This is a genomic window from Clostridium vitabionis, from assembly GCF_015351765.1.
In the GTDB taxonomy this organism is placed as follows: domain Bacteria; phylum Bacillota; class Clostridia; order Lachnospirales; family Lachnospiraceae; genus Clostridium_R; species Clostridium_R vitabionis.
This window is the reverse complement of sequence record NZ_JADKQA010000005.1, coordinates 22,537-46,729: the sequence shown is the minus strand read 5'-3', so window position 1 is coordinate 46,729 and position 24,193 is coordinate 22,537. Positions and strand designations below refer to the sequence as shown.

Genomic DNA, 24,193 nt, shown 5'->3' with positions numbered 1-24,193 from the left:
CTGTCACCGGCGGAAGGCGCGGAGGCGGAAACATGGAAGATCAGGAAGACAGGGAGATCAGCAAGATGGAGAAAATGGAAAAGGTTTATAAGACCATGTCAACATCCGGCATTATGGGTATCGTTGCGGGCTGTGTGATTATCGCGGCGGGCCTTGCCACCGGGATCATGATGATCATCAGCGGCGCCGCGCTGCTGAAGCACAAGGATAAGATCACATTCTGATGAAATACCGGCGGACGCACGAGAAGATCGGGCTGGTGCTCTTTGGCTGCTACCTGGTCCTTCTCGTGTATGTGATGTTTCTGTCAGAAGATTTCGGAAGGACCGGGCATACGGGATACTCCTACAACCTGGTGTTCTTCCGGGAAATCCGCCGGTTCTACGAGTACCGGAAGACACTGGGCATGAAGGCATTTCTCCTGAACACGGCGGGCAATGTCGTCTGCTTTCTGCCTTTCGGCTTTTTCCTGCCGGTTGTCACGAGATTCGGGGAACGGTGGTACCGCACGGTATTTGCCAGCTTTCTCATGAGCCTTCTGATCGAGACGCTGCAGCTGGTTTTTCGTATCGGCAGCTTCGATGTGGATGACATGTTCCTGAATACGCTCGGCGGTGCCCTGGGGTTCATCGCGGCGCGGATCCTCGGGGAACTTGTGCACCGCCGGCGGAGAAGGAGAATCCGGAGACAGGAAAATGAAGAGAACAAGGGATAATAAGATATCGTATATCCGCAAGCCGCTGGCGGACAACGGCGGTTACTGCCTGGGGACGGCAATCGCCTCCCTTCTGGCGGGAATTGCCGGGATGGCATTCGGCGTCCGCTTTCATGGCAGTACGCCGCCGGGGGCGGTCTCCCTCTGCTTTGCGAGCCTGCTCTTTTCCGCTGCCGCCGTCTATTTCGGGATCCGCTCTTTCCGGGAAAAGGATAAGAATTATATTCTGGCGAAGATCGGGCTTTCCGTGGGCGGCCTTCTGCTGATCGTCTGGCTGATGGTCATCCTGGTCGGCGGAAGGGCGTGAGCATTTTCGTAAAATGGCGCCGGTCTGCCCCGGCAGGGGCGGAGAGCTGAGAACGGCAGGATTGCGGTTGGGCATCCGTGGGAACATGACCTGCCCGATGTGGAGTTTGGGAAAGGAAAAACTGCAGACGATGACGGATCAGAAACAGTTGGAGGAAGACCGCAGGGCGGCAGCAGAGCGCCGGAAACTTGCGGAGGAGAGAATTTTTCAGATTGCGGATGAGCATTCGGTGCGGGAGCCCTACCGGGAATTCTTCCGCCGCACGGCGGATTTTCTCCTGATGTGCGCGGATGCGGCGGACCGGACGCTGTCCGGGGAGCTTGACAGCGCGCCGCTTGAGGAGCTATCGGCGCTGAATCATGCGCTCTATGCCGACATTCTTCCGGAGAACTATCCGGAGAGCTGGGGAAATCCCGTATATGCGGCAGGAAAGGCCGGGGAGGCCGGGCGGTATCTTTCCGCGGTCTATGCTGAGATCCGCACGGCAGTCTACGCGGCATTCGAGGGAAGGACGCTGGATCTCGCCATTCTGGAGGAGCTCTTTCTGGAATTATACAGCTTCTTTGAGACAGCGGGGAAGGAATCCGGGGAGACGGATATTCAGAAGGGTGTCCGGGACATCCTCTACTATCACATGTTTGACTACGCGGACAGGATGATCCCGGACAGGAACCGGGAATCCCTCGATCCCGAGGCGGATTTCGGGAAGAAGCTGGTCATGGAGAGCGACCTTGCGGATCCGCGCTACCTTTACCGCTTTGGCGAGTATATCTCCCCGACCGAGCTCCGGACGGCGGAGTACATGGCCGGGCTCCCGGAGGAGACGGTCCGGAAGATGGCGGATACCTTCACAGGCGGTTATCTCGACGGCTTCCGCGTGTCCGGGAGAACCTGGGAGAAGAAAAAGACCGTACAGTTTCGCTGGCATCTGGGCTTTGAGCGGATGATGCGGATCGCGGTGGAGAATTTCCGCCGGGAGGGCCTTGAGGCTGTCCTTCCGCGCCGGATTCACGGCGCGATGAACCAGGCGAGATCCCGGGAGACCGGGTATTATGCCACCTCGCCTAACCGCCAGTATGATTACGACCACCGTTATGACATGGCGGCCTGGTATGACAAGGCGATGAAGGAGCGGAAGCTGGAAGTCCTGAGAACCAGCTATGCCGACCTGGAGGAGCTCGCGGCGGGCTACGCCGGGCCGGCGGTGCTCGAGGTCTTCGGGGAGCCCGCGTTCCATCCGGAGAACCGGAAAGAGGCATTTTCCCTCACGGAGAAGCAGGAGAAGCTGATTCTGGCTTACACATCGGAGACCATGCAGCTCGTGAACCGGTACATCCCCGGGGATGAGACGACGTTCACGATCATCGCATTTCCGCTCCCGGATATCGGGGAAAAGTATGAGGAAATCTTCCGGGAGACCATCCGGGTTAACACGCTGGACAATGACCGCTATCGGAAGATCCAGCAGAAGATGATCGATGTCCTGGACACTGCGGAATATGCGGAGATCCATGGGAAGGACGGAAACCGGACAAATCTCCGGATTGCCCTCTGCCCGCTCATGGACAGGTCGCGGGAGAGCCGGTTTGAGAACTGCGTCGCGGATGTCAATATCCCGCTCGGCGAAATTTTTACCTCCCCGAAGCTTGAGGGGACGGAGGGACTTCTGCACGTGCAGAACGTCTTTATCGATGGGTACCACTTCCGGGATCTGGAGATCCGGTTTGCCAACGGGCGGACCGTCTCGGCGACCTGCCGCAACTTTGACCGGGAGGAGGAGAACCGGAAGCTGGTTCGCCAGGTGATCCTCCGTGATCACGAGACGCTCCCGATGGGCGAATTTGCCATCGGAACCAACACCTCTGCCTACGCGATGGGCATCCGTTACGGGATCCAGGCCCAGCTGCCGATCCTGATCGCGGAGAAGACCGGCCCCCATTTTGCGGTCGGGGACACCTGCTACAGCTGGTCGGAGGATGTCGCGGTCTTCAATCCCGATGGCCGGGAGATGGTCGCGAAGGAGAATGAAATCTCCCGCCTGAGAACCACTGATCCCGGAAAAGCTTATTTTGGCTGCCACACGGATATCACCATTCCCTACGCAGAGCTGGACACCGTCCTGGCGGTGCGTGCTGACGGGGAGAAGACCGCGCTGATCCGCGGAGGGCGCTTTGTTCTTCCGGGAACCGAGGAATTAAACGAGCCGCTGCAGGACCTCAGCGGGGAAAAGACGGAGGAAAAATGAAACTTCTGACATTTGCTGTGCCATGCTACAATTCGGCAGAATACATGAGAAAGTGCATCGAGTCCCTCCTTCCCGGAGGGGACGAGGTGGAAATCCTGATCGTGGATGACGGTTCACAGAAGGATAACACGCTCGAGATCGCGCGGGAGTATGAGACAAAGTATCCGGGGATCTGCCGCGCCATCCACCAGGAAAATGGCGGACACGGCGAGGCGGTGAACACCGGGCTCCGGAACGCTGCCGGCATTTTCTTCAAGGTAGTGGACAGTGATGACTGGGTGGATCCGGAGGCTTACCGCGAGGTGCTGGCCACACTCCGGAGGTTTGTCCAGAATAATGAGACCCTGGATATGCTGCTCACCAACTTTGTCTACGAAAAGCAGGGGGCGCGCCGGAAGAAAGTGATGAACTATCACACCGCCTTCCCGGCGAGACAGCTCTGCGGCTGGAATGACGTCCGCCATTTCCATGTCGGGCAGTACATCCTGATGCATTCCGTGGTCTACCGCACGCAGATGCTCCGCAATTCCGGCCTGGAGCTTCCGAAGCATACCTTCTACGTGGACAATATCTTTGTGTATCAGCCGCTTCCATTTGTACACACCATCTATTATCTGGATGTCAATTTCTACCGCTACTTCATCGGACGCTCGGACCAGTCCGTCAATGAGCAGATCATGATCGGCCGCATCGACCAGCAGTATCTGGTGACCAGGATCATGCTTTCCTGCTATGATCCGGCAAAGATCCAGCCGGCAAAGCTCCGCCGCTATATGGTCAACTATCTGGATATCATGATGACCATCTGTTCCATCCTGTCGATCCGTTCCGGCACGGAGGAGAACCTTCAGAAGAAGAAGGAACTCTGGCAGTCCCTACGGCAGAAAAACCTGCCGCTCTATCTGCGGCTGCGCTGCGGTTTCCTCGGCCAGGCGGTCAACCTGCCGGGAAAGCAGGGGAGAAAGATCGCGAGCGGCGGCTACCGCATCGCGCAGAAGTTCTACGGGTTCAACTGACGCGGCAGGCCGAAAAGATAAGCTTACCTGTTCATGCCCACATGGATTGGACATGGACAAAAAAAACCGGGAAATGGCGCGAACCATTTCCCGGTTTTGTCAACTCTCGGATTCGGTTTTCCGGAGGAAAAGTCAATGTACGGTCTCGGGCTTTCCTGCCTCTGCCTTCTGGTGCTGTCCGCTGAAGACCATCGGATAGATGGCAAAGGCGAGGAGAGAACCCGCTGTGACATCGGTCACCGAATGCTGTTTCAGGAATACCGTGGACAAGCAGATCAGGATCGTCAAAACCAGTGCCGCCGGGCGGATTCCGCGGAACTTCCGGAACGTCTCACTCTTGAAAATGCAGATGCACGCCACGATGGAGTTGTACACATGGATGCTCGGGAACACATTGGTTGCCGTATCTACCCGGTGAATCATCGCGACCAGGGCACTGCAGAGATTCTTGTGCGGGTCGACAACGGTCCGGAGATCCGTGCCGTTTGGAAGCAGCGTGCAGATCAGCAGGCAGACCGTCATGCCGGTGAACAGGTAGACACAGATCCGGTAAAATTCCTCGCGGTTCTTCAAGAACAGGTACCCGACGGTGGCGAAGATATAGACGAACCACAGCAGGTAGGGGATGATAAAGTACTCGTTGAACGGGATCAGGTCATCCAGCCTGGTGTGCATGATCGTCAGATGGGCTACCTTCCGGTGCTCCAGCCAGAAGAACCATTTCATATAAATAAAGAAATAAGCGAGGATCCAGACGTGTCCATACTTATGAAGCAGGTCTTTCATCACAATCCCTCTTTTCAAAACTCCTGTCAATTTTGTCCTGTTCGGAACCCCAAATGTCGGAAATATCCGCAAAGCCGCCCATAGGCGGCCTTTGTGAGTATTCCCGACATGTGCCGGACATTTACACAATCTTAACATTTCTTAACATCTGACGGGAGTATCTTAGCACAGGGTATGCTGGGATTCAAGGGAGTTTAGAAAAGTTTAACGGATGTTCGCAGAGAAAAATAACGTGATTTGAGCATGCAATTTCGACATTTTTACAGGGAAGGTTCTGCCCCGCGGGAGAAACACCGTCAATATGCAGCGGCCTGCCCGCCAGGCAAAGCTTCTCGTGCTGCGGGGTTGAACAGGGACGAAAAAATACCTGTTCAGACCTGCCTCCGGCGAAGCTTTGCTCCCCGGCAGGGGATGAACAGGTACAAAAAATATGCGTCTGATAGGAATCGAACCTACGCACGCGGCTCCGGAGGCCGCTGCTCTATCCACTGAGCTACAGACGCATTACTCTGGTATAATACACGAAAACGGAGACAAATTCAAGAGGGATTTTTTGTTTACCGCATTTTGAAAAGGCGTTATAATGATACTCTGTAGCTGTTCGGCACATGCGGGAGAGCGCTCGCGAAACCGCCCGCAGGCGGCCGTCTTGCGGGCTCTCTCCCGTATGTGGCCAAGCGCCGCAGGCGCTCGGCTCCCCACATCTCGAGAAGCAAGGCTTTGCGAGATGCAGGACCCGGACAGCAACGGTGACAGAAAGAACAGATTCCGCCGTCTCCTGCATTCGGCGCGGAAAGGCTGAACAAAATGGATGTTAAAGATTTTTATTATGATCTGCCGAAGGAACTGATCGCCCAGGATCCGCTCGAGGACCGGGCGTCCTCCCGCCTGATGCTCCTGGACAAAAAGACGGGAGAGGTCGGCCACACGGTATTTCGCAACATTATCGACTATCTGAATCCGGGCGACTGCCTGGTGATCAATGACACCAAGGTGATTCCGGCGAGGCTGATCGGGGCAAAATCCGACACAAAAGCGAAGATCGAGGTGCTGCTCCTGACCCGGAAGGCCAACGACTGCTGGGAGACCCTCGTCAAGCCGGGAAAGAAGTGCAAAGTCGGGACGGAGATCATCTTCGGCGACGGCCTGCTCCGCGGAACCGTCGTGGACATTCTTGAGGAAGGCAACCGCCTCATCCAGTTCCACTACGAGGGCATTTTCGAGGAGATCCTGGATAAGCTCGGGGAAATGCCCCTGCCGCCCTACATCACGCACCAGCTGAAGGACAAGAACCGCTACCAGACGGTCTACGCCGAGCATGAGGGATCGGCTGCGGCGCCTACCGCCGGGCTGCATTTTACCAAGGAGCTCCTCAGGGAAATCCGGGACAAGGGCGTGAAGATTGTCCATATCACCCTGCATGTCGGGCTTGGCACCTTCCGGCCGGTGAAGGTGGATGAGGTCGAAGATCACAAGATGCACTCCGAATTCTATATCGTGACGGAGGAGGCGGCCCGTGAGGTCAATGAGACGAAGAAAAACGGCGGACGGGTGATCTGCGTCGGCACGACCAGCTGCCGTACCCTGGAGTCCGCGGCGACGGACGACGGCATCCTCCAGGCGAAGAGCGGATGGACGAACATCTTCATTTACCCGGGATACCGGTTCAAGATTCTCGACTGCCTGATCACCAACTTCCACCTGCCGGAATCCACGCTGATCATGCTGGTTTCCGCGCTCGCCGGCCGGGAGAACATCCTGCATGCCTATCAGGAGGCGGTGAAGGAGAGGTACCGCTTCTTCTCCTTCGGTGATGCTATGTTTATCCGATAAAGGATGCCATTTGGTTAAGAAAGCCCGGAGAGCGGCTTGGCGCAGAGGCCGGATCATCCGCTGCTGCCCGCGGACAGCGGCGCTAAAGTACGGAGAAAGAGGTTATATGGGAAATACAAACGCTGCGGACAGCGAAGGCATTCGTCTGAATAAATACCTCAGTGCGGCGGGCGTCTGCTCCCGCCGGGAAGCGGACCAGCTGGTCAGCGAGGGCAAGGTGACGATCGACGGCGTTCCCGCCACCCTCGGATCCCGGGTTCACCCGGGCCAGAAGGTGGTCTGCGACGGCCGGGAGATCGGCGATCTCAGCGTGGAGCGGCCAAAGCAGGTTCTCCTCGCGGTGAACAAGCCGAGAGGGATTGTCTGCACGACGACGGACAATGACCGCGCGCAGAACATCGTGGAATTTCTGAACTATCCGGTGCGCATTTACCCGGTCGGGAGGCTGGATAAGGAAAGTGACGGGCTCGTGCTCATGACCAACGAGGGCAGCCTGGTCAACAGGATTCTCCGGGCGCGCTATTTTCATGAGAAGGAATATGTCGTCGCGGTGGACAAGCCGGTGACCGACGACTTCCTGCGCCAGATGAGCGGGGGCGTATACCTCACCGAGCTCAAGGTGAAAACCAGGCCCTGCCGTGTCATCCGTATGGGGCAGCGCTCCTTCCGGATTATCCTCACCCAGGGCATCAACCGGCAGATCCGCCGGATGTGCGAGGAACTCGGCTATCATGTGCGGACGCTGAAACGCATCCGGATCATGAATATCCGCCTGGACGGCCTGGAAAAGGGGCAGTACCGAGAGATCCAGGGGGAGGAGCTGAGCGAGCTCCTGCGCCTTCTGGATCACCCGGATGCCGCGGCCGGGGAGAGCGCCGCGCGGAAGGAACACGGCTCAGGCCACGGTTACTTTGACGGGACCCAAAGGCGGAGGGGGTCTTACGGGGCAGGGCAGCGCGAAGCCGGCCAGGGCCACCCGTATGGCGTCAGCGGCCAAAAGCCCGGAAATGCGGGGAGAACCGGTGTCATCCGCCCGGGAGACGGAAGAAAAACTCACGGGGAAGATGGCGGGCGCGCCGTCCCGGTGAAGCGCAGCGGAAAGGCTTTTGACAAGTCCCACAAAATCACGATCGCGAGAAGAACGGAGGGAGATCATGATGGGAGAAGAGACAAGTAAGTCCTCCCCTGCGCGCGGAGATCAGGCGGAGAGAATCCGGGAACTCATCCGGACGCTGAATGAAGCCGGAAAGGCCTACTATCAGGAAGCCCGGGAAATCATGAGCAACTATGCGTATGACCGCCTCTATGATGAACTCCAGGCGCTGGAGAAGGAGACCGGGATTATCTTTGCCGGGAGCCCGACCCAGCACGTCGGCTACGAGATCCAGAGCGAGCTCCCGAAGGTCCGCCATGAGAAACCGATGCTTTCCCTCTCGAAGACCAAGGATGTCGGCGAGCTGGTGAGCTGGCTGGGCACCCAGAAGGGCCTTCTCTCCTGGAAAATGGACGGGCTCACGATTGTTCTCACCTACACGGGCGGCGAGCTCACCAGGGCAGTCACCCGGGGAAACGGGGAGATCGGCGAGCTGATCACCCCCAACGCGAAAGTATTTGCCAATGTACCGCTCCGGATCGCCTACCCCGGGGAGCTGATTCTCCGCGGCGAGGCGGTGATCCTCTACTCGGATTTCCAGCGGATCAACGAGGAGATCGGCGACGCGGACGCCCGCTATAAAAATCCGCGGAATCTCTGCTCGGGGTCGGTTCGCCAGCTGAACAGCGAAATCACCGCGACGCGGAATGTGCATTTCTATGCCTTCCGCCTGGTGAAGGCGGATGGGGTGGATTTCGGCAACTCCCGGGAGCGCCAGTTCGAATGGCTGAAGGCGCAGGGATTTTCCGTGGTCCACTATGAGGAGGTCACCGCGGGGACGCTGCCGGATACGGTCAAGGCATACGCTGCGGCCATCCCGGAGAATAACATCCCCTCCGACGGGCTGGTCCTGCTTTACGACGATATCGCCTACGGCGAATCGCTTGGGCGCACGGCAAAATTTCCCCGGGATTCGATCGCGTTCAAATGGCGGGATGAGACCGCGGAGACGACACTCCGCGAGATCGAGTGGAGCGCTTCCCGCACCGGCCTCATCAACCCGGTGGCGGTTTTTGACCCGGTTGAGCTGGAGGGCACGACAGTCAGCCGGGCGAGCGTCCACAACATCAGCATCATGGAGGACATGAAGCTGGGCGCCGGAGATAAGATCACCGTCTATAAGGCGAACATGATCATCCCGCAGATCGCCGAGAACCTGACCAGGAGCGGTGTCCGGGACATCCCGGAGAAATGCCCGGTCTGCGGCGGGAAGACGGAGATCCGCAGCGACGGGGACGCGAAGGTGCTTTACTGTACGAACCCGGAATGTCCGGCAAAGAAGATCAAGAGCTTCGTCCTCCTGACGAGCCGCGACGCCCTGAATATCGCCGGGCTCTCGGAGATGACCCTGGAGAAGCTGATTGGTGCCGGCTGCATCCACGAGTACGCGGATATTTTCCATCTGGAGAGGTACCGGGATACCATCGTGCAGATGGAAGGCTTCGGGGAGAAATCCTTCGGGAACCTTGAGGCGGCCATCCGGACAGCGCGCACGACGGACCTCTACCGGGTGGTCTACGGCTTGGGCGTTGCCGGCATCGGCCTCGCCAACGCGAAGCTGCTCTGCCGCCATTTCCACGGGGATTTTGCGGCGATGCGCCATGCGCACCGGGACGAACTGACCCGGGTTGAGGGTATCGGCGACGTTCTGGCGGAAGCGTGGATCCGGTATTTCGCTGACGAGGAAAATAACCGCGTCGTGGACGACCTCCTCGCCGAGCTGACGATCCGGGAGGAAGAGGATCCCGCCGCCGCGGGCACGCCCCAGAACCTTCTCGGGGAAACCATCGTGATCACCGGCTCGCTGAACCATTTTTCCAACCGGAAAGCCCTGCAGGCCGAGATCGAGGCCAGAGGCGGCAAGGTGACCGGGAGTGTGACCTCGAAGACCACGATGCTGATCAACAATGATGCAACGTCCTCATCGGCGAAGAATAAGGCGGCCGGAAAACTCGGCATCCCGATTCTCACGGAGGAGGAATTTCTGGAAAAAGCCGGCATCCCGGTCTGACCGGCGCGGCAGGGAAAAACCGGCATTCCGGCCTGACCGGGCCGGCGGGGAAAAAGCCGGCACGATAGAGAAAGGGGAGGATAAGCAATGCCAATTCGAGTACAAAATGATCTTCCGGCGAAGCAGATTCTGGAAGAGGAAAATATCTTCATCATGGACGAGACGCGCGCGATGAACCAGGAGATCCGCCCGCTGGAGATTCTGATCCTGAACCTCATGCCGTTCAAGGAGGATACGGAGACGCAGCTGCTCCGGGCACTGTCCAACACCCCGCTGCAGGTGGACTGCGAATTCCTGATGCTGAGCACCCATATCTCGAAGCATACCTCCCAGTCCCATCTGAACAAATTTTACGTGCCGTTCTCCGCGGTGAAGCACAGAAAGTTCGACGGCATGATCATCACCGGCGCCCCGGTGGAAAATATGGAGTTTGAGGAGATCAATTACTGGCCGGAGCTCACTGAGATTATGGAGTGGACGAAATCCCATGTGCAGTCCACCTTCCATATCTGCTGGGGTGCGCAGGCCGGCCTCTACTATCACTATGGGATCCCGAAATACCAGAGGCCGGTGAAGCTCTCCGGCGTCTACCGCCATGAGTGCCTGCACCACAGGGTGCCGCTCATGAGAAGCTTCGACGACTATTTCTATATGCCCCATTCCCGCAACACGGAGGTGCACGAGGAGGACATCCTGAAGCACCCGGAGCTGACGATCCTCGCCAAGTCACCGGAAGCCGGCGTCGGCATCGTGATGCGCAATGACGGCCGCCAGATCTTCGTCCAGGGGCATCCGGAGTACGACCGGATGACGCTGGCGAATGAGTACCACCGCGACCTCGGCAAGGGCATGAACCCCGCGATTCCCGTCAACTACTTCGAGAATGACGACCCGGACAGCAGGCCGATTCTCAAGTGGCGGAACATGGCGAACACCCTCTATTCCAACTGGCTGAACTACTATGTTTACCAGGCGACGCCGTACATTATCGACGATATCCGCTGAACACTTACATTCCGGAATCCGGAAAATCCGTTTCCGGCGGATTGAGCCGCCTTTTTACCATGAGGAGCAATATGCCCAGCAAATACATCAAAATCCGCGGGGCCAGGGAGCATAACCTGAAAAATGTCTCCCTGGACATTCCCCGCGACAAGCTGGTGGTGATGACCGGCCTTTCCGGGTCCGGTAAGTCATCCCTGGCTTTCGATACGATCTACGCGGAAGGACAGCGGCGCTATATGCAGTCGCTGTCCTCTTACGCCCGCCAGTTCCTCGGGCAAATGGAAAAACCGGATGTGGAGAGCATCGAGGGTCTCCCGCCGGCGATTTCCATCGACCAGAAATCGACAAACCACAATCCCCGCTCCACCGTGGGCACGGTGACCGAGATTTACGATTATATGCGCCTTCTCTGGGCGCGGATCGGCATCCCCCACTGCCCGAAGTGCGGCCGGGAAATCCGCCGCCAGACGGTGGATGAGATGGCGGACCAGATTCTCGGCCTGCCGGAGAGGAGCAGGATCCAGATCCTTGCCCCCATTGTCCGCGGGAGGAAGGGGCGCCATGAGAAGGTGCTGGACCAGGCGAGAAAGAGCGGCTATGTCCGCGTCCGCGTGGACGGAAACCTCTATGACCTCTCCGAGACGATCACCCTGGACAAGAACATCAAGCACAACATCGAGATCGTTGTGGACCGGCTGATCGTCAAGCCGGATATCCGCACGCGGCTGACCGATTCCATCGAGACTGCCCTCAAGCTCTCGGAGGGACTTCTGATCGTCGATATTTTCGGCCGGGAGCCCCTGCTCATGAGCCAGAATTTCTCCTGCCCGGACTGCGGGATCAGCATCGACGAGATCGAGCCCCGCAGCTTCTCCTTCAACAACCCCTTCGGTGCCTGTCCGGACTGCCTCGGCCTCGGCTACAAGATGGAGTTCGATGAAGACCTGATGATTCCGGACAAGACGCTGTCCATTCACCAGGGCTGTATCCAGGCGCTCGGCTGGCAGTCCGCCTCCGACGGGAAGAGCTTTGCCGGCTCCCTGCTGGAAGCGCTGGCCGCGGAATACCATTTCAGCCTCGACACGCCGTTCGGGGAATACCCGAAGGAAATTCATGACCTTCTGATCTACGGGACAAATGGCCATCCGGTCAAGGTCCACTATAAGGGTCAGCGCGGGGAAGGCGTCTACGATGTGGCCTTTGAGGGACTTCTCGAGTCCATGAACCGCCGCTACCGGGAAACGTACTCGGATTCCGGAAAGGCGGAATACGAGCAGTTCATGCGGATCACGCCCTGCAAGACCTGCGGCGGACAGCGCCTGAAGAAGGGCTCCCTGGCGGTCACGGTCGGCGGCAAGAATATCTACGAAGCCACGGAGATGGGCATTGTCAAGTTCCGGGAATATCTGGATACGCTTTCCCTCACCCCGATGCAGGAATCCATCGGCGCGCCGATCCTCAAGGAGATCCGCTCCCGCATCGACTTCCTGATCAACGTCGGCCTGGACTACCTGTCTCTCTCCCGGGCGACCGGAACACTCTCCGGCGGCGAGGCGCAGCGGATCCGCCTGGCGACCCAGATCGGCTCCGGCCTCGTCGGGGTCGCCTATATCCTGGACGAGCCCAGCATCGGCCTCCACCAGAAGGACAACGACAAGCTTCTGGCTACCCTGAAAAATCTGCGCGATCTCGGCAACTCGGTGATCGTCGTCGAGCACGATGAGGACACCATGCGGGCGGCGGACTTCATCGTGGATGTCGGCCCGGGCGCCGGTGAGCACGGCGGGGAGATTGTGGCCACCGGCACAGCCGAGGAGATTATGGCGAACCCGCATTCCATCACCGGAGCTTATCTCAGCGGGCGCAGGAAAATCCCCGTGCCAAAGGAGCGCAGGCAGCCGAAGGGCTGGATTACTGTCCGCGGGGCGAGGGAGCACAACCTGAAAAATATTGACGTCGATTTCCCCCTCGGGGTGATGACCGTGGTGACCGGGGTCTCCGGATCCGGGAAGAGTTCCCTGGTCAATGAGATTCTCTACAAGGCTCTCGCGCGGGAGCTGAACCACGCGCGGGTGATCCCCGGGGAGTTTGACCGCATCGAGGGCATCGGGCAGCTGGACAAGGTGATCGCGATCGACCAGTCGCCGATCGGCAGGACGCCGAGATCCAACCCGGCGACCTACACCGGTGCATTTGACCTTATCCGCGAGCTCTTCGCCGCGACCAGTGACGCCAAAATGCACGGCTACGATAAGGGGCGTTTCAGCTTCAACAAAAAGGGCGGCCGGTGCGAGGCCTGCTCCGGGGACGGCATTGTCAAGATCGAGATGCATTTCCTGCCGGACGTCTACGTTCCCTGTGATGTCTGCCATGGCATGCGCTATAACCGGGAGACCCTGGAGGTCCGCTATAAAGGGAAAAATATCTACGAGGTTCTGAACATGACCGTGGAGGAGGCACTGGACTATTTCCGGAATGTCCAGCGCATCTACACGAAAATCAAGACCCTGTACGATGTCGGCCTCGGCTACATCCGCCTCGGCCAGCCGTCCACGGAGCTTTCCGGCGGTGAGGCGCAGCGGATCAAGCTCGCGACCGAGCTGTCGCGCCGGGGAACCGGGAAGACCGTCTATATCCTGGACGAGCCGACCACAGGGCTTCATTTTGCCGATGTCCACAAGCTCGTGGAAATCCTGCGCCGCCTGTCGGATACCGGCAATACGGTGATTTGCATCGAGCACAACCTGGACGTCATCAAGACGGCGGACTACATCATCGACATCGGGCAGGACGGCGGCGACCGCGGCGGCACGGTCATCGCGAAGGGCACACCGGAGGAGATCGCGAAGGTGCCGAACTCCTACACCGGCCAGTATGTGAAGAAGTATCTGGAAAATGCCTGAGCCGCTGCCGGTATACGGAATTCCCGGCCGCGGGCTTTGCGGGTTTCGCGCGGGCAAAGGCAATTCCCTGCTGGCGGCTCTGCTGCCGGCATACGCATTTCCCCGCGCAGGCCTTGCGGAAGCCGCAGGATAAATTTATAATGAATTTGTTCTGAACAGACTTTACATAAGAAAACCAGCAGTTCCAGCCATGTCAAAACACATTATTCCGCCCGCACGGGCGGCCATCAAGGAGGACAACTGTGAGTAAAGAAATGATCATGGTTCTGGACTTCGGCGGGCAGTACAATCAGCTGATTGCCCGGCGTGTCCGGGATCTGGGCGTGTACGCCGAGGTCTACCCCTCATCGATCGGCGTGGAGAAAATCCGGGAGATCGGCCCGAAGGGCATTATCTTCACGGGCGGCCCCCAGTCGGTATACAAGGAGGAGAGCCAGCACATTGACCCGTCGGTGTTCAGTCTCGGTATCCCGATTTTCGGTTTCTGCTACGGTGCACAGCTGATCGCCTACGAGCTCGGCGGCGAGGTGAAGACCGCACCGGTCAGCGAGTATGGCAAGACCCCGGTCAGGGTGGACAACAGCTCCGTCATTTTCAGCGATGTGCAGGAGACCACGGTCACCTGGATGTCCCACACGGACTATATCGCCAAGGTGCCGGAGGGCTTCCGGGTTACCGCGCACACGGAGAACTGCCCGGTTGCCGGCATGGAGGATGTATCCCGCGGCATCTACGCCGTCCAGTTCCATCCGGAGGTATCCCATACCGCGGAAGGCTCCAAGATGTTCCGCCATTTCCTCTATGATGTCTGCAAGTGTGCCGGCGACTGGAAAATGGATACCTTCGTCGAGGATCAGATCCGCTCGATCCGGGAAAAGGTCGGAAATGGCCGTGTGCTCCTTGCCCTGTCCGGCGGCGTGGATTCCTCCGTCGCCGCTACGCTGATGTCCAAGGCGATCGGCAGACAGCTGACCTGTGTATTTGTCGATCACGGCCTGATGCGGAAAAATGAGGGCGATGAGGTTGAGGCTGTTTTCGGGCCGAAGGGGCAGTATGACCTGAACTTTATCCGCGTCAATGCGGGACCGGAGTATTTTGCGGAGCTTGAGGGCGTCACAGATCCTGAGCAGAAGCGCAAGATCATCGGCGAGAAGTTTATCCGCGTGTTCGAGCGCGAGGCAAAGAAGATCGGCGCGGTGGACTTCCTCTGCCAGGGAACGATCTACCCGGATGTTGTGGAGTCCGGCCTCGGCAAGGGCGCGACCATAAAGTCCCACCATAATGTCGGCGGCCTTCCGAAAAATGTGGAATTCAAGGAGATCATCGAGCCGCTGCGGATGCTGTTCAAGGATGAGGTCCGCCAGGTCGGCCTGAAGCTCGGCCTCCCGGATTACCTGGTGTTCCGCCAGCCGTTCCCGGGACCCGGCCTCGGTGTCCGTATCGTCGGCGAGGTCACCCCGGAGAAGGTTCGCATCCTTCAGGACGCGGACGCAATCTATCGTGAGGAGATCGCGAAGGCAGGGCTTGACCGCAAGATCAACCAGTACTTTGCCGCCCTCACGAACATGCGCACCGTCGGTGTCATGGGCGATTTCCGCACCTACGATTATGCCTGCGTTCTCCGCGCTGTCGAGACGGATGACTTCATGACCGCGGAGGCAAGCGATATTCCGTTCGCCGTCCTTGAGAAGGTGATGAACCGGATCGTCGATGAGGTCAAGGGGATCAACAGAGTATTCTATGATCTAACGAGCAAGCCGCCGGGGACAATCGAGTTTGAATAAATATTGAAAGTCCGGAAACCAGCATAAACACTGGGCTTCCGGACTTTTTCTATGTCTCGTGAGTACATTTTGAGTACACTTTTCAAAATTATTCCGTTTCAGAGTCGGCATCATCGCCGTGATCACAGGTCTTATCCAGTTTCTTCTGAGACGCCTGCAGGTCCAGCTCGATCTGCTCCAGCATCTCCCGAAAATCATCAGCGACATATTTCTCATCTTCAGAAGAATTTCCTTTTGTCAGCAGCTCCTGATCCTTCAGATATCCTTCACGGTATAAACCTTCCCAACGAATAAAATCAGACAGGACAGATGAATCTGTCACTTTTAGTGCTGGCAGCATATTCCTATTCTCATCTTCCTGACCAGCCACAGCAAAATACTGCGAGAGTACCGGGAGCAGGCGGATGCAGCATTGCTCTTCTTTGAAGGCACCATATCTGTCTTTCGGACCATCAACCTGAATCAGTCCGGCTTTATAAGCAGTCATCAATAATCCCATCAGATCTCCGCGTGTTTCCAGACGGAAAGCGCTCTGATCCATTCCATAGATCGCACTGAAGTTTACGTTCAATGCAGCTGCAATCTTCTCGACCTGAGGAGGGAGCGGCTGCATTTTATTTGTCTCGTATTTTCGGATGGAAACAGGATGGATTCCTGTCAATTCTGCAAGTTCTCCCTGTGTAATACCCCGCTGTTTGCGGAAATATTTTATTTTTTCGCCGATTGTCATCGTATGTAATTCCCCTCTTCTCTTCGTATTCCGTACATATGCTTGGTCCATATAGGATCGGGAGATATCTGTCACTACATAAAACATATCACAAACATAGCGACTTGGCTACAAAATTTCCGTTAAGACATTGACGTAGCGATAACGCTACAATATAATGAATGTAGCTAGTAAGCTACAAAACAACAGGAGGAGGAAACACATGAGATCGGAAATGAATTTTGTGACAGCGGAACAGCTCGCAGAGATAATGGGAATTTCCAAAGGGCACGCCTACAAGATTATTCACGTGCTGAATGAAGAACTGCAGACCAAAGGATTCCTGACAGTATCCGGAAGAGTGCCCCGCAAGTATCTGGAAAAACGATGCTATGGAATCGAGGAGGTGACCACCTGATGAAACCTGAAAAAGATAAGAAGACAGGAAAATGGCTGATTCAATATCGCTATCGTGACTGGACGGGAAAGCTCAGAAAGAGCATGAAGAGGGGATTTAACACGAGAAGGGAAGCCGAGGAATGGCTTCGGAATTTCCTGCTGAAGCAGCAGAGCAATTTCGACATGAGGTTTAAGGACTTCGCGGATCTGTACTTCAAGGATATGGAAGCGCGGCTCAGGGAGCACACCATGATCAATAAGCACTACATTATGGATGACAAGGTGCTTCCGTATTTCGGAGAAAAGAAAATGAATGAGATAACTCCGGCTGATATTCGCAAATGGCAGACGGAACTCATCAACAAGGGATATTCCAAGACGTATCTGAAGACCATCAATAACCAGCTCAGCGCAATCTTCAATTTCGCGGTCCGCTATTACGGACTGAAGAATAATCCGTGCAGGACCGCGGGCAGTATGGGGAAAAGTAAGGCTGGTGAGATGAGCTTCTGGACCAAAGAGGAATTCAATGCATTTGCCGACTGCATTATCGATAAGCGAGAGTCATGGCTAGCATTTCAGATTCTGTTCTGGACCGGGATGCGGATCGGGGAACTGCTGGCGCTGGAAATCAATGATGTAAATCTGCAGACCAGAGTGATCTCTGTTACCAAATCCTATCAACGGCTAAGAGGAAAAGACATTATTACACCGCCTAAGACACCGAAGAGCATCCGTGACATCACAATCCCTGAATTCCTGGTAGAGGATATCCGCGATTATCTGGAAGACCGTTATGATCCGGATCCGGATGAACCTCTGATCCCCGTTACCAAGACTTTTCTGGAAAAGGAGCTGCAGCGCGGGATTAAGGCCAGCGGAGTCAAGAAGATTCGGCTTCATGATTTAAGGCACAGTCACGCAAGCCTTCTGATTGAACTTGGTTTCTCACCGAAGGAGATAGCGGACCGGCTCGGACATGAAAAGATCGAAACGACTCTGAATACGTATTCCCATCTGTATCCCAACAAGCAGGCGAAAATTGCAGAACGGCTCGATCGTTTCGGCAGGGAGGAGGAATAAAAATGAGCTGTGAAAACAAGGACAGAAAAAGAAACCGGATTCTGAATTTTCGGGTTTCGGAAGAGGAACTTCGCCTGATTGATGCAAAAGTCGCAGTCAGCGGACTGGCCAAGGGTGATTACTTCATCAGGATGCTCTATGGAGAGACGGTTGTGATCCGCGCAGGCAAATATCAGAGCGACCGTTTGGCCGTGGAACTGAAAAAACTCCGGACAGCACTGGAGAAGGTATCGGATCTGGAAGAAATACGTGACGCAGTTGAAAGGTGCAGTGCTCTTGTGGAAGAAATGATCCGCATCAGTACCAAAACACCGGACAAGGATAATTCGCATGGGAAATCCTGAAAAAGTAAAAAGAACTGCCCCGAAATCAGCTGGTGGCACAGCTGAGGGGCGGTTCCGATCAAAAAATGACAGTCATAGTATAGCGAACCAAAGAAGCAGCGACAATATTTTTCAGACAATAAAAAACAAAATAACCACAAGAGAGGCGGCAGAATTTTACGGGCTGAAGGTTGGAAGAAACGGGATGGCGTGCTGCCCGTTTCATCCGGATCGTAATCCAAGTTTGAAGGTGGATGAACGGTTTCACTGTTTCGGATGCGGAGCAGATGGCGATGTGATTGACTACGCGGCAAAGCTGTTTCATCTGACCAATATTGAGGCAGCCAGAAAACTGGCAGGAGATTTTGAAATTCACATATCAGAAAAAACATTTCGGCCAATACGATTCCCGGCGGCAAAGCAAAGACAGACAGATTGCAGAGTCAATGAGAAATTCAAAAGGTGGCGGTCCTGGGCGATCAGTGTCTTGACGATGTATGTGAACAGTATGCAGGGTTGGAAAGAACGATTTGCCCCGAAATCCGAATCGGAGGAGTGGAATCCGCTGTTCGTGGAATCCCTCAGCAATCTCGACGCATATAACTATTTTCTGGACGTTCTCTATTACGGATCAGATGCGGAACAGAGAGGATTCTTTCTTGAAATGAAGGAGGTCATCAGAAATCTTGAAAGACGAGAACAAAAATGGAACAGAGAATCTGCAGATGGAAGACCTGCTTGATCAGGAACTGCGGAATGCGGGGAGGCTATCTGTGGAAGATGTCACAAAAGAACTGGAACAGACCGAAAAGGGACTGCCAAGGCAATCTATTCAGAACTGTGTGACTGTGCTTCAGAAGGATCCGATTCTTGCTGGCAGTATCCGCCGGAACGAGCTGACCGACAAAACGGAAATCGTTAAGGATGTCGGATGGAAACGCCGGGGCGAGGCAATCACAGATACAGATGTCAATCAGATCCGGCTTTATCTGGAAAACCATTACGGACTGACGAGGGAAAAGCAGATCCGTGCAGCACTGGACATTGTCAGCAGTGAGAATTCCTTTCATCCGATCCGGGACTATCTGAACACATTGGAATGGGATGGCGTGGAACGGATCCGTCATCTGCTTCCGAAATACCTTGGTGCAGAGGAAAGTGATTACGTCTATGAAATGACAAAGCTGATGATGCTCGGAGCAATCAGCAGAGCATTTCGTCCCGGCTGTAAATTTGAAATCATGTTGTGTCTCGTCGGCGGGCAGGGAGCTGGAAAGTCAACGCTTCTTAGATTCCTGGCGATTCGTGACGAATGGTTCACCGATGATCTTCGGAGACTGGATGATGACAATGTCTATCGGAAAATGCAGGGTCACTGGTTCATCGAGATGGCGGAAATGCTGGCGACCACCAGCGCCAAGAGCATTGAACTCATCAAATCATTTCTGAGCAGGACAAAAGAAACATATAAGATTCCGTACGAGGTTCATCCGGAAGACCGGCCGCGGCAGTGTGTCTTTCTAGGGACATCCAACAACGTGAATTTCCTACCGTACGACAAGACAGGGAACCGGAGATTTGCCCCAGTGCAGATTGATGCGAGTCGTGCAGAACATCATCCGCTCGAAAATGAACAGGAATGCCGTCAGTATATTATCGACTGCTGGGCAGAGGCAATGACCATTTATCGAAGCGGAGATTTCAAGCTGACATTTCCGAAGGAGATGGAGGAAACCGTCAGGGCTATGCAGATGGAATATATGCCGGACGATTCCACATTCGGTGTGATTCAACATTTTCTTGACACATTCAGCGGAAACGAAGTGTGTGCCATTCAGATCTATGAAGAGGCATTTGGCCAGACCTATGATCCGAGAAACCGCAGCGTTCTGCAGCCAATTTCCAATACGATGAATGCAGGTATGACGGGCTGGAGCACGAAAACAAAATCCCACAGATTTGTGAATTATGGGACACAGAGAGCATGGATCAGACTGACAGAGGAAGAAGGATTCATGCAGGTGCCGGATAATGCAGACATTCCTTTCTGAGAGACGATGAAATTGTAAACGGGCAAACGTAAACGAGATAAAAAAGATGTTTTTTATCTCGTTTACAGTTTACGTTTACAAATCTGATTGAAGAAGTAGACGAACAGGTGCAAAGAAAAAAGCCGTGCCGGAAACTGCAATCAGAAATCAAAATCCACGCCGGATATGGCGATAACCCGGCAACAGCCGAAAGAAAAAATCATGCAAACTCAGATCAGAAACATTTCAAAACTCATACAGGAAACAAATCAGAAGAGCCCTCGGCGACTGAGAGCGAAATACTCCCTTTGCACAAACCTGCGGTTTATACAAAGGGTTTCGTCCTCCGGAGGCCCTCCGGGGGCTCGCAATAGCGAGAGGAGAGAAATCCATGCCAAGACATTCCTTCATCAGGATGACAAAGCTGACCGACGTGAAGGGGCGTGTGGACTATATCAGCAATCCGAAAAGACAGGAACATCTGTATGCCGTCTACACCACAGTAAAGTCGGAGTTCTGGCAGTATCTGTCGGAACAGGCGCAGCACGATTTCTGGAAGAGCAATCAAAAAACGGGCAAGTGTATTGAAGGGCGGGAGCTGATCATCGCCCTCCCGGAAAGCCTGCGAGAAAAAGATCCGGAGCTTCTGCTCCAGTTGTTTACAGAGACGTTCCGGCAGAAATACGGCGTGCAGTGTACAGCAGCGCTTCACCACAATAAGGCAATGACCAACTATCACATCCACTTAGTCTTTGCGGACCGGGAAATGCTGGAGAAGACAGACGTGAAGCGGGCAGGCCGGAACATGTTTTTCGATGAAGCAGGACGTCATGTTCGGACGAAAAAGGAAATTTTAGATGCGGACGGCAATGTCAGACCGGGATGCCGGATCCTGGCGAAAGGCGAGATCTATGACATCAAGTGGTTCTCCGGAAGAAAGGACGTGTTCAAGAACCGGAACTTTCTCGATGATGTAAAGGTGATGTACACGGATCTGATCAACAAGGTCGTGGACCGGGAGGAAGACAAACTGCAGATCTTTGATGCATCCGGCCCCTATCTTGCCACAAAGAAGATCGGGAAAAATAATCCGAAAGAGGAAGAAATCCGCAGCGACAATCAGCTCCGTCAGGAATGGAATCAGACTGTAGATCAGGTTCTGATTGCTGGCGGCAGCCAGGAGGAAGTGACGGAGTTCAAGCAGGAGGAAGTCGTCCAGAGGGTATCGGAATCTATAAAGACGCATGGTGTGCAGCCGGGGCTTCTGGCGGAGATTTTAAGGAGAGCCATCACAATACTTAAGGAATTTCTGGATCTTCTGATGCAGCCCGTAAAGGAAGAAACAGACGCTGGCGGTATAAGGGAAAGCTCTGACAGGCCGGAATCTGTATTGCCGGGGAAGCAGAAGGCTGAGCGCCCGGATTCCCGTGAAGCGGAGTTTCGGTTCATGCGGATCGAATCGGTTCACCGGCAGCTCAATAAGACCAACCGCAAGCTCTATGCACTGCAGAAACAAAGAGAAACGGTCCGGCTGGCGCTGGATCATACACCGAAATCCATCTTCCATCACAAAGAGCGGAAGGAACTGCAGGAGCGGGTTGACGGACTGGAGCGCCAGATCAGGTTATGTAGGAATCAGTTGTTTCTGATTGTGGATGCCAACGGGTACGGAAGCATAAAGGAAGCGGAGCAGGAATACCGGCTGGCAAAGAGGGCACTGGAACAGGTCCGCAGGGCACAGGAAGAATGGGATGGAACTACCCTGCTGGATAAGGATATTCATGAGCTGCAAAAGCAGCGGATGAAGGAGCAGAAAACAAGTGTACTGAAGCAACTTGCGGCAATGACAACAGAAGCCCCTAGACGCAACATGAACCATGCAGATAAGAAATTATTCGGTAAAGAGGCAAGTCTGTAAGTGTGCAGCAAGCTTTTGCATTTGAATTATTCTATACAGAAACATTATCCGATTTGCAGAACGAGTTCCCCCTTTTTGGTTGATTATCCATGTTGTCTGCGCATAATGAATGTATGGGAAAACCGTACAGACACTTTAACTGGAGATGCTTAGAGAAACCTGCTTTTGAATATTGGTATTAATCATGAAAAAGATTTTGCTTATAGAAGATGATCTTCACATGTGTGAACTGCTCACTGACTATATGAATTGTAAAGGCTACCATATTACCGCTGTCCATAGATTGGATTCTTTAGTGGACATTTCATCTATGTCTGCCTACTGCCTCATATTAATTGATCTTGGGCTGCCGGATGGCAGTGGAATCACTGCAATTAAAAACATACGTAACGTATGCACATTGCCGATCATTGTGATCACAGGAGAAAACAGTGACAATGCAAAATCTATCTGCTTCACGTATGGTGCAGATGATTACGTAGTAAAGCCTTTTTCCATTACGGAGCTCGAATCACGGATTAAGGCAAATTTGCGCAGAGTTGAGATTTACGACGGAAAAATGCCGCAGAGATCCATTCAAATCTATGATTTGCTTATCAACCCTGATACGAGAGAAGTTTATATAGGCAATCGGAAGATTGACCTGACACGAACAGAATTCGATATCTTGTACTTCCTGGCATCTCATCAAAATCAGGTTTTCTCCAAAGGACAGATTTATCAGCACGTATGGGAAGATTCATATGCAGATAATGAAGATGTCGTCAATACGCATATCAACCGCCTTCGTAAAAAGCTTGGCCCATCAAGAGACTGCATTGAAACTTTATGGGGAATCGGCTACCGCATGAAGAACTCAGATTAATAAAAATCCAACTGTGATGGAATTTATATTGGAGACAAATTTGCATGATCTTGACAGCTGCTATAATTTTAATTGCTATTTTAATCGGGTTTTAGGTCAGTTTACAAGGAACTACACGCAGACCGTGAAACGGGCTGCTGACAACAAACGGCGCTATGCTCCCGGCTGGGTGCATAGCACCTGTTTGTTGCGGGGGTTTCCAAAGGGGGCAGCGCCCCATTTGGCACACGACTTTGCGGAGCAAAGTGTAGTGTGTTATACGCTCTGTCGGCGTTGCCCTGAAAATACCGTTGCCGCCGGGGAGGGCAAGGGCATTTGACGCGGCAGGAAAGCAGGGCTTTGTTTGGGGCTGGTAAGCCGGAAACAAAGGGCTGATTTCAGCAGCAGACAGGGCGTATTATGAAAGCCCCCGTCCCTCGTCCTCCGCCCCCGGCCTATGGGACAAAAAGTCCCAAAGCTCTGGACACCGTGACCAGATGTGTGGCCACACTCCGGGAAAAGTAGCAGGACGGCAGGAAACCGTCAAGGCTGAAATGAATGGGCTGACGCCCGGCCTTGACCGTTCCCCGCCGCCCCGCTGGATGGGTGGACAAGGTGGCCAATCCCTAAAAGTGTTTGGCCGCACTCGTTCATTTTGGGGCCTTTCTTCTCCCAAAATTGAAATGGGCGGGAAAGCCCTAAAATGGCTTTCCCGCCTTGATTACCCATTAGCAAAGACGGGCGAGACTGTCAACGGCGGCGCTGAAAGCGCCGTTCATCTTGACCGTTGACTGGCTCGCCTGGCTTTGCTACTGCCCGTAAGAGATGGAAAAACAAGATGGAAAACAAGGTTAAAAATGGTTGACAAGTCTATCGGATGTGTGTTATACTGTGCGACAGTTTGAGATTGGAAGGAGGCTTACGTGTGTTAATTTGTGTACGCTAATAAGCAATAAAAAGTAGAAGTACCTTTCCACATGATGGTGGGCTTTTTTTGCGTGCGTATGCAAAGGAACACGTAGGTTTGACACGAGCAGTCTTTGAACTGTATCGTGGTGTTTTTTCGTGCTTTGTTGTTATGCAGGCGTCTGCCCTCTCTGTGGGACAACGCCTGCTTTTTATTGCAGAA

The 24,193-nt window shown here is 54.6% G+C and carries 21 protein-coding genes and 1 tRNA gene; 19 read left to right on the top strand and 3 right to left on the bottom strand.

Going from position 1 to position 24,193, the window contains the following annotated elements; genetic code table 11:
• The first annotated feature begins 32 nt into the window (after positions 1 to 32).
• The 5 genes from ISF27_RS10105 to ISF27_RS10085 all read left to right on the top strand — a co-directional run bounded on the left by ISF27_RS10105 (position 33) and on the right by ISF27_RS10085 (position 4,283).
• Positions 33 to 224 (top strand): hypothetical protein, encoded by a 192-nt coding sequence (locus tag ISF27_RS10105; RefSeq protein ID WP_194611570.1) that lies wholly within the window; start codon positions 33 to 35, stop codon positions 222 to 224.
• The gene (locus ISF27_RS10100) at positions 224 to 715 is read left to right on the top strand and encodes a VanZ family protein (protein WP_194611369.1); all 492 of its coding nucleotides are present in this window, start codon (positions 224 to 226) and stop codon (positions 713 to 715) included. The genes ISF27_RS10105 and ISF27_RS10100 overlap by 1 nt, the downstream gene beginning before the upstream one ends.
• Positions 696 to 1,022, top strand: a complete 327-nt coding sequence (locus tag ISF27_RS10095) for a calcium:proton exchanger (protein ID WP_194611368.1) — start codon at positions 696 to 698, stop codon at positions 1,020 to 1,022. Before ISF27_RS10100 ends, ISF27_RS10095 begins: the two co-directional genes overlap by 20 nt.
• A gap of 130 nt (positions 1,023 to 1,152) precedes the next feature.
• Positions 1,153 to 3,267, top strand: a complete 2,115-nt coding sequence (locus ISF27_RS10090) for an aminopeptidase (protein ID WP_194611367.1) — start codon at positions 1,153 to 1,155, stop codon at positions 3,265 to 3,267.
• A complete protein-coding gene (locus ISF27_RS10085; RefSeq protein ID WP_194611366.1) occupies positions 3,264 to 4,283 on the top strand; it encodes a glycosyltransferase family 2 protein in 1,020 nt (339 codons plus the stop codon). Before ISF27_RS10090 ends, ISF27_RS10085 begins: the two co-directional genes overlap by 4 nt.
• 132 nt (positions 4,284 to 4,415) lie before the next feature.
• Here ISF27_RS10085 and ISF27_RS10080 read toward each other — a convergent pair whose 3' ends face one another.
• The gene (locus ISF27_RS10080; protein ID WP_194611365.1) at positions 4,416 to 5,069 is read right to left on the bottom strand and encodes a phosphatase PAP2 family protein; all 654 of its coding nucleotides are present in this window, start codon (positions 5,067 to 5,069) and stop codon (positions 4,416 to 4,418) included.
• A gap of 431 nt (positions 5,070 to 5,500) precedes the next feature.
• Positions 5,501 to 5,572 (bottom strand) — tRNA-Arg (locus tag ISF27_RS10075).
• A gap of 304 nt (positions 5,573 to 5,876) precedes the next feature.
• Between ISF27_RS10075 and queA the strand changes: the two genes are divergently transcribed.
• The 6 genes from queA to guaA all read left to right on the top strand — a co-directional run bounded on the left by queA (position 5,877) and on the right by guaA (position 15,758).
• Positions 5,877 to 6,902: a tRNA preQ1(34) S-adenosylmethionine ribosyltransferase-isomerase QueA gene (gene queA, locus ISF27_RS10070; protein WP_194611364.1), complete on the top strand. Its 1,026-nt coding sequence runs from the start codon at positions 5,877 to 5,879 to the stop codon at positions 6,900 to 6,902.
• 106 nt (positions 6,903 to 7,008) lie between these two features.
• A complete protein-coding gene (locus ISF27_RS10065; RefSeq protein WP_194611363.1) occupies positions 7,009 to 8,079 on the top strand; it encodes a pseudouridine synthase in 1,071 nt (356 codons plus the stop codon).
• Positions 8,060 to 10,066 carry an NAD-dependent DNA ligase LigA gene (gene ligA, locus ISF27_RS10060; protein WP_194611547.1) on the top strand — a complete coding sequence of 669 codons (2,007 nt, stop codon included), beginning with the start codon at positions 8,060 to 8,062 and terminating at the stop codon, positions 10,064 to 10,066. The genes ISF27_RS10065 and ligA overlap by 20 nt, the downstream gene beginning before the upstream one ends.
• Before the next feature lie 87 nt (positions 10,067 to 10,153).
• Positions 10,154 to 11,071: a homoserine O-acetyltransferase MetA gene (gene metA, locus ISF27_RS10055; protein WP_194611362.1), complete on the top strand. Its 918-nt coding sequence runs from the start codon at positions 10,154 to 10,156 to the stop codon at positions 11,069 to 11,071.
• 71 nt (positions 11,072 to 11,142) lie between these two features.
• Positions 11,143 to 13,974 (top strand): excinuclease ABC subunit UvrA, encoded by a 2,832-nt coding sequence (uvrA, locus tag ISF27_RS10050; protein WP_194611361.1) that lies wholly within the window; start codon positions 11,143 to 11,145, stop codon positions 13,972 to 13,974.
• A gap of 242 nt (positions 13,975 to 14,216) precedes the next feature.
• Positions 14,217 to 15,758, top strand: a complete 1,542-nt coding sequence (gene guaA, locus ISF27_RS10045) for a glutamine-hydrolyzing GMP synthase (protein WP_328701600.1) — start codon at positions 14,217 to 14,219, stop codon at positions 15,756 to 15,758.
• 88 nt (positions 15,759 to 15,846) lie between these two features.
• Here the strand turns inward: guaA and ISF27_RS10040 are convergent, their stop codons facing one another.
• Positions 15,847 to 16,488: a helix-turn-helix domain-containing protein gene (locus ISF27_RS10040; RefSeq protein ID WP_194611360.1), complete on the bottom strand. Its 642-nt coding sequence runs from the start codon at positions 16,486 to 16,488 to the stop codon at positions 15,847 to 15,849.
• A 202-nt stretch (positions 16,489 to 16,690) separates the two neighbouring features.
• On the opposite strand from ISF27_RS10040, the gene ISF27_RS10035 reads away from it, so the two are divergent.
• The 8 genes from ISF27_RS10035 (at position 16,691) to ISF27_RS10000 (ending at position 23,855) form a co-directional block, all read left to right on the top strand.
• Positions 16,691 to 16,885, top strand: a complete 195-nt coding sequence (locus ISF27_RS10035; protein WP_235986279.1) for an ICEBs1 excisionase — start codon at positions 16,691 to 16,693, stop codon at positions 16,883 to 16,885.
• Positions 16,885 to 17,949 carry a site-specific integrase gene (locus tag ISF27_RS10030; protein WP_194611359.1) on the top strand — a complete coding sequence of 355 codons (1,065 nt, stop codon included), beginning with the start codon at positions 16,885 to 16,887 and terminating at the stop codon, positions 17,947 to 17,949. The genes ISF27_RS10035 and ISF27_RS10030 overlap by 1 nt, the downstream gene beginning before the upstream one ends.
• Before the next feature lie 2 nt (positions 17,950 to 17,951).
• Positions 17,952 to 18,293, top strand: coding sequence for a plasmid mobilization protein (locus tag ISF27_RS10025; protein ID WP_194611358.1), 342 nt, complete (start codon positions 17,952 to 17,954; stop codon positions 18,291 to 18,293).
• The gene (locus ISF27_RS10020) at positions 18,280 to 19,014 is read left to right on the top strand and encodes a CHC2 zinc finger domain-containing protein (protein ID WP_194611357.1); all 735 of its coding nucleotides are present in this window, start codon (positions 18,280 to 18,282) and stop codon (positions 19,012 to 19,014) included. Before ISF27_RS10025 ends, ISF27_RS10020 begins: the two co-directional genes overlap by 14 nt.
• Complete coding sequence (locus ISF27_RS10015; protein ID WP_194611544.1) at positions 18,998 to 20,323, top strand: virulence-associated E family protein; 1,326 nt, start codon at positions 18,998 to 19,000, stop codon at positions 20,321 to 20,323. Before ISF27_RS10020 ends, ISF27_RS10015 begins: the two co-directional genes overlap by 17 nt.
• 370 nt (positions 20,324 to 20,693) lie before the next feature.
• Positions 20,694 to 22,220, top strand: coding sequence for a MobA/MobL family protein (locus tag ISF27_RS10010; protein ID WP_194611356.1), 1,527 nt, complete (start codon positions 20,694 to 20,696; stop codon positions 22,218 to 22,220).
• A 184-nt stretch (positions 22,221 to 22,404) separates the two neighbouring features.
• Positions 22,405 to 23,085: a response regulator transcription factor gene (locus ISF27_RS10005; protein WP_194611355.1), complete on the top strand. Its 681-nt coding sequence runs from the start codon at positions 22,405 to 22,407 to the stop codon at positions 23,083 to 23,085.
• Positions 23,086 to 23,618: 533 nt separating this feature from the next.
• Positions 23,619 to 23,855, top strand: coding sequence for a hypothetical protein (locus ISF27_RS10000; protein ID WP_014080336.1), 237 nt, complete (start codon positions 23,619 to 23,621; stop codon positions 23,853 to 23,855).
• The last annotated feature ends 338 nt before the right edge of the window (positions 23,856 to 24,193 follow it).

Excerpts from the sequence above, each read along its gene's own strand:
- ISF27_RS10105 (WP_194611570.1), top strand. The coding sequence starts at position 33 with ATGGAAGATCAGGAAGACAGGGAGATCAGCAAGATGGAGAAAATGGAA.
- ISF27_RS10005 (WP_194611355.1), top strand. The coding sequence starts at position 22,405 with ATGAAAAAGATTTTGCTTATAGAAGATGATCTTCACATGTGTGAACTG.
- ISF27_RS10080 (WP_194611365.1), bottom strand. The coding sequence starts at position 5,069 with ATGAAAGACCTGCTTCATAAGTATGGACACGTCTGGATCCTCGCTTAT.
- ISF27_RS10040 (WP_194611360.1), bottom strand. The coding sequence starts at position 16,488 with ATGACAATCGGCGAAAAAATAAAATATTTCCGCAAACAGCGGGGTATT.
- ISF27_RS10095 (WP_194611368.1), top strand. The coding sequence starts at position 696 with ATGAAGAGAACAAGGGATAATAAGATATCGTATATCCGCAAGCCGCTG.
- ISF27_RS10035 (WP_235986279.1), top strand. The coding sequence starts at position 16,691 with ATGAGATCGGAAATGAATTTTGTGACAGCGGAACAGCTCGCAGAGATA.
- ISF27_RS10065 (WP_194611363.1), top strand. The coding sequence starts at position 7,009 with ATGGGAAATACAAACGCTGCGGACAGCGAAGGCATTCGTCTGAATAAA.
- ISF27_RS10015 (WP_194611544.1), top strand. The coding sequence starts at position 18,998 with ATGGAAGACCTGCTTGATCAGGAACTGCGGAATGCGGGGAGGCTATCT.
- ISF27_RS10025 (WP_194611358.1), top strand. The coding sequence starts at position 17,952 with ATGAGCTGTGAAAACAAGGACAGAAAAAGAAACCGGATTCTGAATTTT.
- ISF27_RS10090 (WP_194611367.1), top strand. The coding sequence starts at position 1,153 with ATGACGGATCAGAAACAGTTGGAGGAAGACCGCAGGGCGGCAGCAGAG.
- ISF27_RS10100 (WP_194611369.1), top strand. The coding sequence starts at position 224 with ATGAAATACCGGCGGACGCACGAGAAGATCGGGCTGGTGCTCTTTGGC.
- ISF27_RS10030 (WP_194611359.1), top strand. The coding sequence starts at position 16,885 with ATGAAACCTGAAAAAGATAAGAAGACAGGAAAATGGCTGATTCAATAT.
- uvrA (WP_194611361.1), top strand. The coding sequence starts at position 11,143 with ATGCCCAGCAAATACATCAAAATCCGCGGGGCCAGGGAGCATAACCTG.
- ISF27_RS10000 (WP_014080336.1), top strand. The coding sequence starts at position 23,619 with ATGAATGGGCTGACGCCCGGCCTTGACCGTTCCCCGCCGCCCCGCTGG.
- ISF27_RS10010 (WP_194611356.1), top strand. The coding sequence starts at position 20,694 with ATGCCAAGACATTCCTTCATCAGGATGACAAAGCTGACCGACGTGAAG.
- queA (WP_194611364.1), top strand. The coding sequence starts at position 5,877 with ATGGATGTTAAAGATTTTTATTATGATCTGCCGAAGGAACTGATCGCC.
- ISF27_RS10020 (WP_194611357.1), top strand. The coding sequence starts at position 18,280 with ATGGGAAATCCTGAAAAAGTAAAAAGAACTGCCCCGAAATCAGCTGGT.
- metA (WP_194611362.1), top strand. The coding sequence starts at position 10,154 with ATGCCAATTCGAGTACAAAATGATCTTCCGGCGAAGCAGATTCTGGAA.
- ISF27_RS10085 (WP_194611366.1), top strand. The coding sequence starts at position 3,264 with ATGAAACTTCTGACATTTGCTGTGCCATGCTACAATTCGGCAGAATAC.
- ligA (WP_194611547.1), top strand. The coding sequence starts at position 8,060 with ATGGGAGAAGAGACAAGTAAGTCCTCCCCTGCGCGCGGAGATCAGGCG.